At 67.0% G+C, this 15,881-nt stretch carries 14 protein-coding genes and 1 tRNA gene; 5 read left to right on the forward strand and 10 right to left on the reverse strand.

The features are described from left to right. Positions 1–10: 10 nt before the first annotated feature. Entirely contained in the window at positions 11–1,783 is a 1,773-nt protein-coding gene (locus ACMCNO_RS02330; RefSeq protein WP_412747780.1) for an ABC transporter ATP-binding protein, read from the forward strand. 367 nt (positions 1,784–2,150) lie between these two features. Here ACMCNO_RS02330 and ACMCNO_RS02335 read toward each other — a convergent pair whose 3' ends face one another. Both ACMCNO_RS02335 and ACMCNO_RS02340 read right to left on the reverse strand, forming a co-directional pair. After that, a complete protein-coding gene (locus ACMCNO_RS02335; RefSeq protein ID WP_412747781.1) occupies positions 2,151–2,351 on the reverse strand; it encodes a hypothetical protein in 201 nt (66 codons plus the stop codon). A gap of 23 nt (positions 2,352–2,374) precedes the next feature. After that, positions 2,375–3,760: a hypothetical protein gene (locus tag ACMCNO_RS02340; RefSeq protein ID WP_412747782.1), complete on the reverse strand. Its 1,386-nt coding sequence runs from the start codon at positions 3,758–3,760 to the stop codon at positions 2,375–2,377. Positions 3,761–4,168: 408 nt separating this feature from the next. Between ACMCNO_RS02340 and ACMCNO_RS02345 the strand changes: the two genes are divergently transcribed. Beyond that, complete coding sequence (locus ACMCNO_RS02345; RefSeq protein WP_412747783.1) at positions 4,169–4,570, forward strand: hypothetical protein; 402 nt, start codon at positions 4,169–4,171, stop codon at positions 4,568–4,570. Positions 4,571–4,704: 134 nt separating this feature from the next. Then, complete coding sequence (locus ACMCNO_RS02350) at positions 4,705–5,001, forward strand: hypothetical protein (RefSeq protein WP_412747784.1); 297 nt, start codon at positions 4,705–4,707, stop codon at positions 4,999–5,001. Between the two features lie 295 nt (positions 5,002–5,296). On the opposite strand, the gene ACMCNO_RS02355 is transcribed toward ACMCNO_RS02350, so the two are convergent. The 5 genes from ACMCNO_RS02355 to ACMCNO_RS02375 form a co-directional block, all read right to left on the reverse strand. Continuing rightward, positions 5,297–5,758: a hypothetical protein gene (locus tag ACMCNO_RS02355; protein ID WP_412747785.1), complete on the reverse strand. Its 462-nt coding sequence runs from the start codon at positions 5,756–5,758 to the stop codon at positions 5,297–5,299. 159 nt (positions 5,759–5,917) lie between these two features. Next, the gene (locus ACMCNO_RS02360; RefSeq protein WP_412747786.1) at positions 5,918–6,262 is read right to left on the reverse strand and encodes a histone-like nucleoid-structuring protein Lsr2; all 345 of its coding nucleotides are present in this window, start codon (positions 6,260–6,262) and stop codon (positions 5,918–5,920) included. 174 nt (positions 6,263–6,436) lie between these two features. Beyond that, positions 6,437–6,916 (reverse strand): hypothetical protein, encoded by a 480-nt coding sequence (locus ACMCNO_RS02365; protein ID WP_412747787.1) that lies wholly within the window; start codon positions 6,914–6,916, stop codon positions 6,437–6,439. A gap of 194 nt (positions 6,917–7,110) precedes the next feature. Beyond that, positions 7,111–7,620: a hypothetical protein gene (locus ACMCNO_RS02370; RefSeq protein ID WP_412747788.1), complete on the reverse strand. Its 510-nt coding sequence runs from the start codon at positions 7,618–7,620 to the stop codon at positions 7,111–7,113. A gap of 212 nt (positions 7,621–7,832) precedes the next feature. Next, entirely contained in the window at positions 7,833–8,192 is a 360-nt protein-coding gene (locus ACMCNO_RS02375) for a hypothetical protein (protein WP_412747789.1), read from the reverse strand. A gap of 1,039 nt (positions 8,193–9,231) precedes the next feature. On the opposite strand from ACMCNO_RS02375, the gene ACMCNO_RS02380 reads away from it, so the two are divergent. After that, positions 9,232–9,304: transfer RNA gene (locus ACMCNO_RS02380), tRNA-Arg, on the forward strand. A 445-nt stretch (positions 9,305–9,749) separates the two neighbouring features. On the opposite strand, the gene ACMCNO_RS02385 is transcribed toward ACMCNO_RS02380, so the two are convergent. The 3 genes from ACMCNO_RS02385 to ACMCNO_RS02395 form a co-directional block, all read right to left on the reverse strand. Next, a complete protein-coding gene (locus ACMCNO_RS02385; protein ID WP_412753587.1) occupies positions 9,750–10,088 on the reverse strand; it encodes a DUF6086 family protein in 339 nt (112 codons plus the stop codon). Positions 10,089–10,153: 65 nt separating this feature from the next. Then, entirely contained in the window at positions 10,154–10,549 is a 396-nt protein-coding gene (locus ACMCNO_RS02390; RefSeq protein ID WP_412747790.1) for a hypothetical protein, read from the reverse strand. Between the two features lie 450 nt (positions 10,550–10,999). Then, a complete protein-coding gene (locus ACMCNO_RS02395) occupies positions 11,000–14,071 on the reverse strand; it encodes a DUF3427 domain-containing protein (RefSeq protein ID WP_412747791.1) in 3,072 nt (1,023 codons plus the stop codon). Between the two features lie 155 nt (positions 14,072–14,226). Here ACMCNO_RS02395 and ACMCNO_RS02400 point away from each other — a divergent pair, with 155 nt between their 5' ends. After that, on the forward strand, positions 14,227–15,141 hold the full coding sequence (locus tag ACMCNO_RS02400; RefSeq protein WP_412753588.1) for a phosphorothioated DNA-binding restriction endonuclease: 915 nt from the start codon (positions 14,227–14,229) through the stop codon (positions 15,139–15,141). The last annotated feature ends 740 nt before the right edge of the window (positions 15,142–15,881 follow it).

A 15,881-nucleotide genomic window follows, 5' to 3' on the forward strand; every position in this document is an offset into this window, starting at 1 on the left:
CGACCACCCCATGACACCGAAGAACCACCTCGCGGTGGCCGAACCTGCCCAGGTGCGGCAGGCGGCCCGACACCTCATCCGCGCCGACCGGGCATCGGTCGCCTGGATGCTGCTCCTCAACGGATCGGCCGCGCTGGCGGCATTGGCCGGACCCTGGCTGCTCGGCCGGATCATCGACACCGTGGTCGACGCCACGCGGAACCCGGCGAATTCGGCCGGCGCCCTGACCACGATCAACTGGCTGGCCCTGTCGATCATGTTGTTCGCTGGCCTGCAGATCGCACTGTCCCGGTCGGCGCTGCTGGTCGGGTTCCGATTCGGTGAGCGCACCGCCGCCCGCGTTCGCGAGCAGGCCGTCGACCGCGCCCTCGGCCTGCCCGCGTCGCTGGTCGAACGGACCTCGCCCGGCGATCTCGCGGCGCGCGTGGTCCACGACGTCTCCGAGGTCGCCTGGATCCTGCGCGACGGCATCCCCGAGGTCTTCATCGCCGCCGTGCAGGCGCTGCTGATCCTCATGCTCATCTTCGTCCTCAACCCGCTCCTCGGTGTCTGCGGCATCGTTGGCATGACCGGCATCGTGTTCGTCAGCCGGTGGTACCTGCGGCGCGCCCGCACGGCCTACCTGGCCGAAGGAGCCGCCAACTCGGTGATCACCGACGTCCTGATCAACACCTCCGCCGGCGCGCGCACGGTCGATGCCTTCGGCCTTGAGCAGCAGCGCCGAGCGGTCGCAGACCGCGCCATCGATGACGGCATGCACACCCGGATCCGGACCCTCTTCCTGCGCAGCGTCCTGTATCCGGTCGTCGACTCGTCGTACGTGATCGCCGTGGTCGGCGTGCTCGTCGTCGGCGGGCTGCTGTACCACCGCGGCGCGGTGAGCCTCGGCATGGTGACCGCCTCGGCGCTGTACCTGCGTCAACTGTCGGTGCCGCTGGACCTGATCCTGACCTGGATGGAAAGCCTCCAAAGCGGCGGAGCCGCGTTCGCCCGGGTCGAGGGCATGCGAGGCGCCGGGACGCCGCCCCGGGTGGCGCCCGAGCCGGTCGGAGACCGGATCGAAATCTCCGACGTGCACTACGCCTACGACACCGGCCGAGACGTGATCAACGGCGTAAGCCTCGAGGTGCGACCGGGTGAACGCCTGGCCATCGTCGGCATGTCCGGCGCCGGCAAATCCACCCTCGGCCGCCTGATCGCCGGCGTGGATGCGCCGCATACCGGCACCCTCACGGTCGGCGACGTGCCGGTCTCAGAGCTGCCCGCCGAACAGCTGCGCCGGCACGTGATCCTCGTGACCCAGGACCACCACGTATTCCGTGAATCGCTGCGCGACAACCTGCTTCTCGCAGCCCCGGACGCCGGCGACGCCGACCTGCTTGCCGCCTTGGCCGCGGTCGGGGCCGACTGGGCCGGCGAACTTCCCGACGGGCTGGACACCACGTTCGGCGAAGACGTCAAGCTTGATGACGCCCAGGCCCAGCAGCTCAGCCTGGCCCGGGTCGTCCTGGCCGACCCGCACACGGTGATCCTCGACGAGGCGACCGCATCGCTGGACCCGGTCACCGCGCGGAACACGGAACGCGCGCTCGCCGCCGTACTACGCAACCGGACCGTCATCGCGATCGCGCATCGCCTGCAGACCGCCAAGGACGCCGACCGCATCGTGGTCATGGACAGCGGCCAGGTCAGCGAGGTCGGCAGCCACGACGAACTGGTACGCAAAGGCGGAACGTACGCAGCCCTGTGGGAGTCATGGCACGGGCCCGCCGACGGCGAGTAGGCACCCGCAGGCGCACCTTCGAGCGCGTTACCGGCCCGGCGCTTGCACCACAGATGTGGTGATCGGTCCGGTTCCGACGGCACCACCTGAGCTGGAACAACGCGCTGCCAGAGCCCTCGACCCCCAGAGAACGTGCCTGTACCTCAACGGTGGGGCCTGGTGGTGGCCCGACGCCGTCCGGCTGCTGGCCAGCCCGGCGCGTTGGGGAAGCAGCCCACGCAGGAAGCCGGACGACCGAACCATCCCAAACCCGACATAAGAACGGTTATCGAACCAAGCCAAACGACTGGGCCGAACAGATCGCCCGCACCGTCACCGGTCCGACCCAGCAAGCAAAAGCGCTGACCACCTGAGTCGAAAATAGACCTCAGCCGACGGGAGTCAGGACGGCTTGGTAGCCGAGTTGCTGGAGCTGGTGGACGAGGCGGCTGGCCTGTTTCGCTGGGTCGACGCGATTACGGAAGTGATCGGGGCCGAGGTCTTGGTAGTCGATGTCGTTGCTGAGCATGTGCCAGATGGCGATGAGGATGCTGTGGCCGACCGCGACCAGCGCGCGGTTACGAGACATCGCTTAGGAACCGGCTGAGAGGATTAGAGCTGCCGCTTGATCTGGGCAACGCAGGCCCGGTCGACAGACCGGAACGGCGTGCCGAAGACCTGCCGCGATGCCGTGTCGAGCGATGGCCGGTTGCGGGGGCTGTCCGGCCGCATGACCGTAGCGACGAAGTCGAAGAGTTTGCGTTCGCCGTACCGTCGCGCGATGCAGTCGACGGCGAGATGGCTCACGCCGTAGAACGCGTTGCCGTCGAGGAGACCCGCGTCTTTGTCGAGCGTCTTTAGCGCGATGCTCGACGGCGGGTCGGTGCGGAACTTCTGGCGTACGACGGGCACGCGGACGGAATCCGTTGCGGGCCGGGGTGCGTAGGCGATGTACTCCGCGATGCCTTCTTGCAACCACATATCGAGGTTCTGGGCCGCGGGTCGGTGCTGGTCGGACCCGCCGAGCGTGACCACGTGGCCCATCTCGTGCTGGATCAGTTCCTGTAGCTCCCGCCCGCTGCGGGCCTTGCTCATGCGCAGCACCACCTCGCCCAGAAAGTTCTCCGGGAAGGTCGTGTAGCCGGTCACCCATTCGCTGGGTGTGGTGCCGAACCAGCTACGCCACTCCTCGTCCGTGGCCATATAGACGCGGTAGCGCCGCTGGGGATTGCCCAGCAGGTCGGCGTAGTGGTCGGCCCGCGTGGCCGCTCGCTCCGCCGCTGCCAGAACCTCCTTGAGCCGTTTCGCGTGGCCACGGCTGGCACCGACCGTGACGCGCTTGCCCTGCGCCAGCACCAGCGGGCCGACCTGCCACGGCGTCGACTGCCACTCCTCTTTGTGGTTCATCCGCGCAGGGCCGACGTTCGAGATCCGGTAGTCGTCCTTTCCGACCTTGCTGATTGTCAGGCCCTGTGTGATCATCGGCGCGCCCATGCCGGTCGTGGTGGTGTACTTGAGCTTCGGGCAGCTGGGCAAGCTGAAGCAGTACGTCAGGTAGAAGTTGTCGTCCCAACGCGTTGTCTCCCACCGCACCGGTTTCGGGACCGAGTAGTGGTACTCGAGCTGGGTCACCCCCAGCCCTCTGAGCGAGGCGTAGAGGTCCCGGTAGTACGCCCGCACCTTGGGCTGGCCCGGATCGACGATGGCCAGCCAGCCGGCCTCGTCGCCGTGGAGCAGTGCCTGGGCGCTCCGGTTGAGGGCGGCCAGGACGCGGGTGGCTGGAGTGTCGATCACGGTGGTGGTCGGCGCCCCGGTGGCGGTGGTCGGGCTGACTGCCTGGGGCGACGCCGGTCGTCGCGGTGCCCGGACGGCGGCGGTGACCAGGACGACGGCGCAGTAGGTGACCGCCAGTGTGAGGACCGCTCCGACGGCACCGCCGATCAGGAGCCCGCGACTTCGGCGCCGCCCCGGTGGGGTCGCCGGCGCGGCACCAGGCAACGGTGCGGCACCAGGCAACGGCGCGGCACCAGGCAATGGTGCGGCACCAGGAAGCGGTGCGGGACCAGGAAGTGGTGGGGGACCGGGAGGAGGGGCGGCGCCAGGGACCGGACTTTCGTCCGGAGTCTGGGCAGCCGCCCAAACCTGGAACGAATTTGGGTCCTGCATCGTGTCCCCCCGGCCGTTGCCTGATCTTGCAGGCACCGATTGAACCACGGCGTACCGGCGCCGGGCTGACCCTCGGCGCCGCGATGAACCGCGACAACGCCCGAATGCCGGGCCTCTGGTGGCCATCCGCGGCCGTGCCGTCAGGTACCGCCACCTTCCGACACTTGGCCACCTCACCGTGATCAAGTGGTGTCTTTCGGTCACACTGTGGTGCGGTTAGCCGGGATGCGGAGGCGCGGGATGTCGAACATCGAGGTGATCGTGGCGGCGTTGGCGGCCGGGGCGAGCGCGGGGGTAACGAACACGGCCACGGCGGCGGTACAGGACGCGTACGCGGGGTTGAAGAAGGTGCTGCGGCCGTGGGTGCGGGGTGACGGGCGGGCGGCCTTGGAGGCGGACGAGACCGACGAGGGTGTGTGGCAGGCTCGCCTCGGGGAGGAGTTGACCGCGTCGGGCGCGGCGGAGGATGCGCAGGTGCGGGCTGCCGCGGAGCTGTTGCTCGGTCTGGCGGACCCCGCGAAGGCAGCGACCTACAACATCACCGTGGGCACCAATTCGGGGGTGGTCGGTGGCACGTTCACCGCACCGGTGACGATCAATCAGGAGGTATCGGTCCCCCCAGTGCCGCCGGCGACGGCTTAAGGCCACCCGTCCCCGGCACCCGTACCGGCCTCGACGCGGTCGCCGTCGACACCAACTACGGCGCGGCGGGCGTGTTCCACGCGCCTGTGCACGTCCACGGGCGTCCGTCGGTGCGGTGGCCGCATCGGGTGGGTGTGGACCCGCCGCTGGCCGATTGCCGCCAACCCCGGGCGATCGACGCGGAGCTCGCTGCGGCGAGCGGGTCCGGTCAGGCAGTGGTGGTCTCGCAGGTGGTCACCGGCCTGGGCGGGGTAGGCAAGACCCAGGTGGCGGCGGCGTGGGCGCACCGCTGCTGGCAGGACAGCGCAGATGAAGCAGTCGCCGGAACGGACCCGCCGCTCATACCCGGCCAAATCCATCGGGGTACGCTCGCTCACCTGGACCAGTATCGCGAACTGCCGCCACGACTGGGCACCAGCGTGGGCGAGTGAGTACGCCGAGCGAGCTTCGTACACCGTCAGCCGCAGCTCCTCTGCCGCCGAGCTGGCGCGCGCCGGTGCTACCGGACTCGAACCGGCTCATACATTTCGGTCGTCAGCACGATGTGCCGGCAACGGGCTTTCCCATCCGCCTTTGCCCGGCGTGTCCGCTGAGGACACTTGCGTGCCGGAGGCGTGCACGCCGGCTTCCGGCCGCACTCAAGTGCAGCCGCGATCCGCTCGCTACGCAATGTCACGGCCGAACCGCTGTGGGACGCACACGCTCGCAGTCGATGAGCGCAGCCGCTCAGAGCTCTGCGAGTGTGATCACGAGGTCCTGGGGTCCTTCCAGGCAGTCCAACGCCCATGCCCAGCCGGGAAGGGCACCAGCCTTGGCGAAGAACTCGTCGAGTGTCTTGCCGAAGGACCATAGGTGTCCGAACGCCAGACTCTCGGTCTCCGCACCAGCAGGCCAATAGAGCGTGCAGCTCAGTTGCCACATCGGCGCGTCCTCATCACCCGCCTCGACGAACTGCCGCGTGAGATCAGTCGAGAACTCAGATCGTCCACGAAAGTCGTAGGTTCCGAACTGGGCGAGGACCCCGTCACCGTCTTCCTCCGGCGGCGCTACCCCATCGACCGGGAGCCCGGCAAAGCACCGGAAGACCTCGACGGTCGTTCGCACGTCGGCCGAGGTCATCGCGTCCGGGTTCACTCCGGCATCGGCAAGCATCGACACCAGGACGTCCCTGGTCGCGAGGATCAACATGAACGGATTGTCTCGCTTCATTCGCCCTCATTGGGCCGCCGACACTGCGCGAGGCTCACCGCAGCCGCTGACCAGGTTGGGGGCGGCTACGCATTCGTTGGCCCTGGTGTTGACCCCAGACGAGGGCCTCGCCGACGAATATGGCAGAGGGTAACGGGGTTACCGCTTGGCGTGGAACGCCTCGACGACGGTGCTGGGGATGCGACCTCGCTCGGACACCTCGTAGCCGTTCTTGGCGGCCCATTCCCGGATAGCTTGATTCTGATCCCGGCTTGAGCGGGCTGGCGCCGCGGCCGTGCGGGAGCCGATGCGGCCATGTGTTTCAGTGCGGCCGACTCGGGAGGCGACCGCCAGATATGGGTCGAGCACCTTGCGTAGCTTTCCGGCGTTCTTCTCGGACAGGTCGATGGTGTAATTGACGCCATCGAGCCCGAACCCGATGGTGCGGTCGGCGTTCCCGCCGTCGAGGTCATCGGTGAGCAGCGTGATGATTTGCTTGGCCATAGTTACTCCCGAAGTTCGCAAAGGCCGCGCCGGAACTACGCCGCCGGTGGTCGAGCATAGCCGCCGTGAGTGCCTCATTCTGCGCCCGCATTTTAAGAACCAGACGGCCAGGGTCGTGGAGGAGCATCTGGAGCTGCCCGCCGATAGCGTGCGGCGGCCTTCGCGCGATGCTGCCTACCACGGCCACTCTTGGACAAGGTCCTCTACGAGTTCGCCCGGCCGCACGGCGAAGAATTGGTCGGCCGAGTCGTCGAAGACGACCTGCGGGCCTGCCGCCGAGGCCAACCGGCATACGGCCGTGAGCACGGCGATCCCGTTCGGCTTGCGAAAGTACACGGCCTCCACAGCGGCATCGGACGGCATCGCCGACTTGGTGTCGGCGTCGCCGCCAATGTGGAGACCTACCTCGCCAAGGTCAAGTCCCCCGGTACGCGCACACGCCGCGGGATCCGGACACGGCGCCAAACGTGGAACCGCGTCCGCGTCGGCCAGCGTGAACCACGCTGTCCCGTGGCAGCCCGCATCGCGCAACACGGCCAGAACATCTGCGACCGAGGGCAGCGGCACCGGCTCCGGCGCTTGATCGAGTATCCCGCGGGTGAAGCTCGCTGCGGCCGCCCACTCCAGCACACCGCCGCTCACCGACAGGTGCATCGGAACCACATGATAGGTGACCAACTCACGGTCGCATTCTGGCAGCGATAGCGGGGGTACTGCCGGGGCCGAGATCGGGCACGCTCACATACCGCCGGTAGGGCGCCCTCACGGGCGAGCACAGTCACGGGTCGTGATTATCGATGCCTACGATCGGCGCAGGAGCGTATCGATGAGCGGCCGGAGGCCGCTGTCTAGGTGGTGGCCGGTGTGACCATCTCAGGCAGGCCACCGTCTGGCTGCCACCGCATCTGAATGTCGTCGGCGACGATCAGCCAGCGGGCTGTGTCCTGCATGAAGCACCATTCGACCTCATGAACGAGGTGCCCGGCCTCGTCGAGGCGCAGTTCGTCGTAGCGCCAGTCCGCATGTCCTCCACCGACTATGAACCCGTCGAGGTTGTACGAGTGCACCGTCGGATACCGCAGGGTGATGTTGCCGTCGTCGTAAGCGCCGCGCAGCGTCAACTCCACCGACACGAGCCTGTTGTGCCAGTGAGGCTCACCGGATCCTGATCGTTCCGTCACGGTCATGGCTTCGAGGCGGCCATCGTGCGGCCCTCGGTGGTCGTGCGGTCCGTAGTACCAGTCGGTTCGGGCGAGGAACAGCGCACCCGCAGGAAACCGGTCGGCGTTGTCGGCGACGTAGTTGCGGTATGCGTCAAACCCTGCGTCGCTACGACCGTCGGACTGGAGCAGGAACATTCGGGCATTCTGCCAAGGCAACTGCCACGCCGCGCCCCGAATACCCTCTCTGCCGCGAATCCGTTCGCTGCGAAGCGTGACGGTGGGCGTTGCGATTGGATACACGGGCTCTGCCTATGAGCGAGCAAGAAGGCTGGGGTTGGCCGGTGCCGCACTACTGGGCACCACACCGCTGGAACTGCGCGATCCCCTGCTACCCCATGCCCGGTCGTCTACGAGGTCCGAACGAGCTTGATCGCGCTGCTGGCGAGCGCGAGGGTCACCAGCCATAGGTAGATGCCGAGCATGGTCTCGGGCAGATGGGCTGATTTGGCGAGGTGGTTGAAGCCGAGGACCGTCGTGGCGACCGCCAATGCGGTCAGCGCAGCGGCGGTGCGTCGCCGGGTCGTGGCGTTGATACTCGGCTTGGTCAAGACGGCGCCCACGACGGACGCCACGATCGCCGCGATCAGCACCAGGGCCGACGGGACTCGACCGAACGCGGCGTGCTCCGCTGCCGAGGGAACGCCGAGCCACGTGGCCACAGCCGTGCCCGCCAGGAAGAACACGGCTATCGGTGCGAGAACCCTCACGGGCACGAACCCTGCGTTGCGAGCCCGGCTCGGCCCGTTTCGTCTACGACCAGGCCGTCATCACTGGTAGTGACCCAGTTGGTGGATCGTTGCGCACACGAGTTGACCTGTTGGTGTCCCTCACGTGGCAACCGCTGCTTACTTCCTGGCCACATCATGTCCCCCGCCTTGATCGTCGCCACACTCTAGGCACGCCGTAGGTGTGCCGTCTCCCACGAGAATCACAGAACGTGATGGCGGGTCTGCTCGAAGTAGGACATTGAATCTCGGAGTAGAGCAAATGGGCGTGGCCGTGGTGCGAAGCACCCCCGTTGGTGCACGTCTCACGGTGGATCACCGACCGTTGATAGCCGAGCACGCCACTGCCGCCTTATCGTACAGGCGTTCGGATGCCGGTTCCTCTCGGCTGCATGAGCCGGCGCCGCAGCGCTGCGCGAAGCCATGGTGCTGGAGGTGGAAGCGGGCGCGAAGATCGCGGGGCGCATGGCGCCGGCTCCTGAGGCAAGGGAGACGAGAGTGCATGGCAGGCAGTCTTAGAACGCCTGTACGATGATCGTGTTGGGGAGCGTGAGCCCGGAGCGGGAGGAGCCGCTTACCCGCACACGATATGTTGCCGCGGCCCGTCGGTACCTCAGTGCCGTCTCGTCGGTGCAGGCGGTTGGCATGCCGATCGATCCCGGACCGCCGGGCGCAGTGCGGGACTGCGATCGTGGTGGCATCGCCGCGTTGCGCGAGCTGCACGCGGCCCTTGGTGAGATGCTCAGCGCGCGGCAGAGCTGGGATGCGATCCGCCCCCCGGCGACGATGAGCCCAACCCGATCTTCGTGTCCCCGCTGGCCCCGTGGTGCTCCGATGGTGACCGGACGTCGGAGCACGGTGCAGCATTGTGCGACACGCACCGGCACGCAGGCCCCACTCGGCGACATGCTAGAGTCGTTACCCGCAGGTCCGGGAGTGACGAAACGCCCGGACCAGCGAATACGCAACCGCGACCCGCTGGACGCATCAGCACGTGCGATCACGGGGAGTAGTTGTATGAGCGCCCGTAGCTCAATGGATAGAGCATCTGACTACGGATCAGAAGGTTAGGGGTTCGAGTCCCTTCGGGCGCGCAATATCAATTGGCCTCTCACCAGCGGTGGGAGGCCAATTGCGTTCGGCCGATCAGCTTCTGTCGCGGTTGCTGCTCACGGATTGCTCACGAAGCCTTCCACTCGGGTCGTTCGGGGCGTCAGAAGGTTCCATGCCTGCTGGACCTGCTGGCGACATGGCCGGGGCTCGCGCGACCACTGCCGAGTTCTCCTGGAATGAGATCAACGCGCCGCGCAAGCGCGGCGGGTGCTCCCTCGCGCTCCGGCCTGCTGGCGGCGCAAGCGCCGGCATCGGCCGGGCGCAGCGGCCACCCTCCCGCTTCCGTGCTGTTGAGAACCGGAGCACCTTCGGTGCACTGGGCTCTGTCCGGACCCGGGGCATTCGGACTCCGGGATGTCCCGTCCACCGTCGATCCAGGCCCGATCCCCAGAGGGTGGGCGACGGCAGGCGGGACTTTGGCTCGGGTCACGTGATGAGGTGGAGGTCTTCGGTGATGTCGTCGAACCCATCCGGTACGGGGTACCACTGACCCGACGCGCGGTAGTCGAGGAATAGAGCGACCTGGAGGAACCCGCGCACCATTTGGCGCAGGGGCAGGCTTCCGCTGTGACTCAGGTACCTGAACATGGCAGCGAGGAAGGCCCGTACTTTTGCGGGGTCGATCTGGATCTCGTCCCACCCGGTGTTGGTGAACCCGCTGGGCTGTTTGACAAGGCGCTCCATCGCGGGGATGAGGTCGGCGAACATCAGTGAGGTCGCTTGGCTTCGGTCCCAGATCTCCCGGCCGTCGACCGTGTACAACATGCCCACGCCAGTCTCCTTCCAGCGCCGATCGGCGGCTGCGGGCGATAGCCCGGATGTCGTCGTGCTCACCAGCCGTGATCGGCCCGGGTATCTGCAGTGAGTTCGTCCAACGCTAGGTGGTACCACGTACCGCGAATGAAGGCGTGTAGATCGGGTCCCCGGCACGTGTAGCGGAGGTGTTGTGCCTCCATCCCGTCTGGGAGGACGATCCGGCACTGCCACCCGGTCGACTCGACGCCTTGTTGGCTGAGGCGTAGCGGTGTCACCAGGTCGAATTCCGGACCGTATCCGCCAATCAGCGCGCCTTCTGCGCCCTGCAGCAGGAGGCCATGCGCTGAACGGTAGAGCGCGGGACCTAAGTCTCTCGGGACGTCGCCGGTGATCGAGATGAGGTGGAAGTCGGTGTATGGGCAGCAGTATGCGTTCTCCCCGTAGACGTTGAGCGCGTAGCAGTCGAACACGCAGAGGAGCCCAGCGTCGGTCGGGTAGAGCCAGTTAGGGACGAGATCGTGCGTAAAGCGGACGAGGCCATGAGTCTGTGGCCCGCTCCCTCCCATGCTTCATCGAAGTAGCCAACCCACATATCGCCTGCGGGCGTCGTCAGGAGCTTTTCGATGGCATCGCCGAGGTGGCCGGCACGGACGAGATCGCCCTCGCTGATCCATACCTGCGCGTTGGGTGGGGCGTCCGATCGGCTTCGGGCGGCAGCCAGCGCGACCTGGCCGCGGCCGGGCTGACAGCTGTATGTAGCCCCGAAGGCACAGCGAATTGATCAATTTGACCGAGCACGTGCTCGTGCTGGTCGAGCAGGCTGCGGCGTGTTCGAGGCTGCGGCGTACCCGTTCACAGTTGCTCGGATCCCAGGGTCGGTCACCGGTCCTTGTGCGGGGATAAGAACAAGAGGCTGGTGGTCAGCCGGCGGCCACGCGGGCTTCGTGGAAAGTGTCGGCGGGAAGCCGGTGTGCGAGTCTCCAGAGGATGCGCATGGGGCGGTTGCCGGCGTGCTGCAGGTAGGTCATAGGCCCGGCGTAGAGGTAGGGCGGGGCGCCGAGGTCGCCGTCGGCTTCCTTGGTCTGGCGTAGGAACAGGTGCACGGCGGAGCCGCGTGCGGCGTGGTGAATGTACCGCTGCCCGGTTGGCGAGGCGGCCGAGATGGTGCTCTGCGACTCCCATTGGAACAGCTCCGGGGTGACGGCCCGGTCTTGGTACATGGTGGTGGGCGAGTAGTGGTGTTCAGTCTTGATGAGCGTGACGAAAAAGATGTCGGCCTGCTCGTCGGGGATCCATTTGACGCCTTCGCGCATTTGCGAGGGATCGGCGATGCCGAACGCGGCACAGGCTTCGTCGCGGGTGTAGCGGGCGTGTACTCGCAGGGGGACTTGGTTGGTCGGATCGAGCGGCCGTGTGATCCGGTGGATGCGGGCTTGCAGGACGTCCACAATTTGGCGGAGTTCTGCGGCCCGGTCCGGGTGTGCCCGCAACTGATTGACCGTTTCTGTAACCGGGAGGGTCTTGCCCCACAGCGCGAGGTGCAACATCGCGCCTTGCCGCCCGGGTGGTTGCACGCCGTTGGTCAGTTCGCGGAGGTGGTGCAGTCGGTCGGGGTCGTCGATGTGTAGCAATCTGCCGATGGCCGCGCCCAGAACGGCGTCATGCGGGCCGGCTGGTGTGTCCACGAAGCCGGCGAGGCGGCGCAGCCCGGTCCAGCCGCCGCCGGCGCGCCGCCGGTACACGTCCTCAAGCTCGATGCCGGTTTCACTGAGGAAGCTGGCGAGTGGGACGTCGCCGAGGCGGCGTAGTTCGGCGACGAGGTCCGCGCGCCGCATTCGCAGCGCAGAGCGGAGGTTCCGCAGCACAATGCCCTTGGCGATGCGGTCGAGCTGGATGTGGCAGCCGGCGGGCAGTGTGGGGAAGTCGTGGTCGACGTCGCGGGTGAGTGCCCGCCGAGTGGAACCGGTAAGTGCTCGGTAGCGCAGGTCGAAGCGGAAGTGGGCGTGCTGGGCACCGATGAAGTCCAGGACCGTCAGGCACGGCTTGTCGTCGGCGAGGCGCAGGCCGCGTCCCAGCTGCTGCAGAAAGATCGTGGCGCTTTGGGTGGGTCGCAGCAGCAGGATCGTGTTCACCGTCGGCAGGTCGACGCCTTCGTTGAACAGATCGACGGTGAACAGTGCCTTGAGCGCGCCGGCTTTCAGACGGGCGATGGCATCCTGCCGACCGGCGGTATCGGTGCGGGAAGTCACCGCCACCGCGGGAATCCCGGCTCGGACAAATCGGTCGGCCATGAATTGCGCGTGTTCGATGCTGACGCAGAAACCGATCGCCCGCATCCCGGTCACGTCGACCTTGTCGGTTACTGCCTGCAGGATGATCCGGGCGCGGGCGTGGTGTCCGGTGTAAAGATTGCCGAGTTCGGCCTGGTCGTATCCTTGTCCGCGTTTCCAACGGAGCGCGGACAGATCGACGTCGTCGTGGATTCCGAAGTAGTGGAACGGCGCCAGCAGTTGCCGCTCCAACGCCTCCCATAGCCGCAACTCCGCCGCGGTGTGACCGTCGAACCAGCGACGGACGTCCAGGCCGTCGGCGCGTTCGGGGGTCGCCGTCAGGCCGAGCAGGATGCGCGGGCTCAGGTGCTGAAGCAGTCGGGTGTAGGTGGGTGCTTCGGCGTGGTGGAACTCGTCGACGATGATCATGTCGAAGGCGTCTGGATCCAACGCGGCGAGGTCGAAGCGGTGTAGCGACTGGACTGAGGCGAATACGTGCCGCCACTCGCGCGGGCGCTCGCCGCCGACGAAGATCTCGCCGAAGGTGCCGTCGCCGAGCACGTGCCGGAACACCGATCGGGATTGCCGCAGGATCTGCTCCTGGTGCGCCACGAACAGCAACGACTCGACCTGGCCGGCCTGGCGCAGCCGCCGGTAGTCAAGCCCGGCCACGATCGTCTTGCCGGTACCGGTGGCCATCACGACCAGGTTGCGGTGCCGCCCGTGCACCTCCCGCTCGGCGGCGAGATCGTCGAGAATCTCCTGTTGGTAGCCGTACGGGCGTACCTGCACCGTGGTCAGATCGATGCTCAGGTCGGTCGGATTTGGTCCGGACTCGGCGGCCAAAGCTTCCCGCAGCCGCGCCTCGTCGCGGCGCGGGTCGTAGGCCTCGAAACCGGGATCATCCCAGTACTCGTCGAAGGTCGCAGCGAAGGTCGCGAGAATGCTCGGCTGCTCCAACTCCGACAAGCGGACGTTCCACTCCAACCCGTCTACCAACGCGGCCTTTGACAGGTTGGATGAGCCCACGTACGCCGTGCTCGCGCCGCTGCCACGGCGGAACAGCCATGCCTTGGCGTGCAGCCGGGTACTGCGAGTCTCATATGAGATGCGGATCTGCGCACCCAGCTCGGCGAGGCGATCCAGGGCCCGCTGGTCCGTTGCCCCGAGGTAGGTGGTGGTGATGACACGTAGTCGCCCGCCGCGCTTGATCAGGTCGCGGATGGACTCCTCGATCAGGCGCAGCCCGTGCCACTTGATGAACGCGCACAACAGCTCGACGCTGTCGGCGGAGGCCATCTCACGGGCGACCTCGGTTCCGATGCGGGGTTGGCCGCGTCCGTTGACCAGCAGCGCGCCAGCGGACAGCGGGATCTCCGGTCGCGGCGGAAACGCCGCCGCTACAGGCGCGGCGGGCCGCTTGACTAGGGCGGTGAGCAGATCGTGGGACGCCACCACCAGGTCACCGGGTCCGGCGGCGGGGGGAACGACCGCCGCGATTGCCTGGGCGATGCTGTTGGCCACCCCGACCTGCCGGGCCACTCGCTCAGGGCCCTGGCCCGGCGTGGCACGTAGCGCCCGGCGGGTCAGCGCGGCGATGTGGCGTGCCAGCACCTCGTGCGCGTCGGCGGGATCCAACCCCGTCCGCTGGACAAGATCTTCGTCCAGCCCGTCGAGCTGATCCTCTAGCGCGTGAGTGATCAGGTGCTCGTAGGCGCCCACGGGGAGATCCGTCACGCAGGCAACCTAGCGCGAAGTCGGCGTCCTTTCGGTGATGTCACACCGTCCACCACCCGGTCGGTTCCCTCGGCCACGCCACACTCCGGGTTATGCGCCGGCTGCTCGAGCGATCGCCTCAAGCATGGCAATCTTCGATCATGGCCGACGATCAGGACGCGGCGCTGCTGGCCCGGCTGGCGTCGCTACGTCAGCACCAGCAGGGCGGACGACGTTCACCGCACAAGCCGCTGTTGGTCCTGTTGGCGCTCGGTCAGCTGGCCACCGCGGGGTCGAGTGAGCTGCCGTGGTCACAGGCCCAGGCGCGGTTGAGCGACTTGATCGCCGAATTCGGCCCATTGACGCGTACCAGTCGCGCCCAGAGCGCCGCTTACCCGTTCACCCGCCTGCGCTCTGACGGCATCTGGGTCCTGGACCAGGACGTGCCGATGGATGCAGTGCGCCCGCTGTCCACCCACCATGTCGTGGGCCGCTTCGAGGACTCGCTCGAGGCGGCGCTGCGCCACGACCCCACCTTGGTGCAGTCCGCTGCTCGGGCGATGGTCGAAAGCCACTTCCCGCCCACGGTAGCGCCCGATGTCCTGACCGCTGTCGGCCTCGACCCCAACCTCGTGCTACACGCCGCCGATGTGGTGCCCGACCCGAGCGGCAACGCCGAACGGCGCCGCGACCCACGCTGGCGGACGGCGGTGCTGCAAGCATGGGACCGGCAATGCGCCTTCTGCGGCTTCGACGGGCAGTTCCTGGGCGCTTCGGTCGGCCTTGAGGCCGCTCACGTGCGGTGGTTTGCGTTCGACGGACCGGACAGCCTCGACAACGCTCTGGCACTGTGCGTGCTACACCACAAGCTGTTCGACCTCGGCGCCCTCGGTCTCGACGCATCCGCCCGCGTCCTCGTGTCCGCCGCCTTTACCACCCGAACCGACGCCGGGCAGGCGCTCTACGATTTGCACGGCCGTGCGCTCCGCCCGCGCCCAGGAACACCGTTACCAGCGACCGAGCACCTCACCCGGCATCAGCGGGAGGTGTTCAAGGGTCAGCCACTGATCGCCTGAGCATCTGGGCTGGACTTTGTCACCTTGTGTCCATCGCGGGGCTCGTCTGGCGCGAGCGCCGCGACGCTTTTGAACGTGGGTGCGATTGCGTCGCCGAACGTGTGGCTAACGGTGCCGATCGGGTCTCCTCCCGCTGGCAGCCGGCCAGCAGCGCGACCGTGCCGACGAGGGCGACCGTGACAGTCTTGGCCAAGGACGTCTCATCAAGGTTTCTACCTGTCCAGTGATCATGGTCCATCAAATGGTGTGTCACTGCCGGGGGTTACCGGTGGGCACCGATGCGGTATTGGCCACCGCTGCGCGCAGTGCGCCCGGTCCGCAGACCCCCCGTTTACCCCTCGAAAACCCCTGCCAACGGTCGATCAGCGGCGACAAGTGATGGTCATCCTGCGGGGATGTTTGGGACTCAACGCGAAGGTTTGACTATGAATGACAAGCCTCGTAGCGCGACAATCGAAGGGCGTAGGGCCGTTGATTCGATTCTGATAGGCGTCTCAGGATGACGTTCCAGCGTCACGACGGTGACTTATTTCGGCGGACCGTGCACCCTCGTTACCCCCCGAAAACCATTGCTAAGCGTTGACCAACAGGCCCAAGCGTTGATCGCGCCATAGTGGCGTTTGTGAAGCTCAGTGCCAGGCTACGGCGACCAGTGACAAGCTAGTGATCGTTACGATCGGTAACAGAAGGTTGGGGGTTCGAGTCCCTTCGGGTGCGCAAATCTGAAGGCGCTGACCAGC

The organism is Krasilnikovia sp. M28-CT-15, assembly GCF_047159595.1.
Lineage (GTDB): Bacteria > Actinomycetota > Actinomycetes > Mycobacteriales > Micromonosporaceae > Actinoplanes.

Coding starts and splice junctions, on each gene's coding strand:
- ACMCNO_RS02355 (WP_412747785.1), bottom strand. CDS start 5,758: ATGTTGATCCTCGCGACCAGGGACGTCCTGGTGTCGATGCTTGCCGAT.
- ACMCNO_RS02345 (WP_412747783.1), top strand. CDS start 4,169: ATGTCGAACATCGAGGTGATCGTGGCGGCGTTGGCGGCCGGGGCGAGC.
- ACMCNO_RS02365 (WP_412747787.1), bottom strand. CDS start 6,916: ATGCACCTGTCGGTGAGCGGCGGTGTGCTGGAGTGGGCGGCCGCAGCG.
- ACMCNO_RS02360 (WP_412747786.1), bottom strand. CDS start 6,262: ATGGCCAAGCAAATCATCACGCTGCTCACCGATGACCTCGACGGCGGG.
- ACMCNO_RS02400 (WP_412753588.1), top strand. CDS start 14,227: ATGGCCGACGATCAGGACGCGGCGCTGCTGGCCCGGCTGGCGTCGCTA.
- ACMCNO_RS02330 (WP_412747780.1), top strand. CDS start 11: ATGACACCGAAGAACCACCTCGCGGTGGCCGAACCTGCCCAGGTGCGG.
- ACMCNO_RS02335 (WP_412747781.1), bottom strand. CDS start 2,351: ATGTCTCGTAACCGCGCGCTGGTCGCGGTCGGCCACAGCATCCTCATC.
- ACMCNO_RS02370 (WP_412747788.1), bottom strand. CDS start 7,620: ATGTTCCTGCTCCAGTCCGACGGTCGTAGCGACGCAGGGTTTGACGCA.
- ACMCNO_RS02385 (WP_412753587.1), bottom strand. CDS start 10,088: ATGTTGTACACGGTCGACGGCCGGGAGATCTGGGACCGAAGCCAAGCG.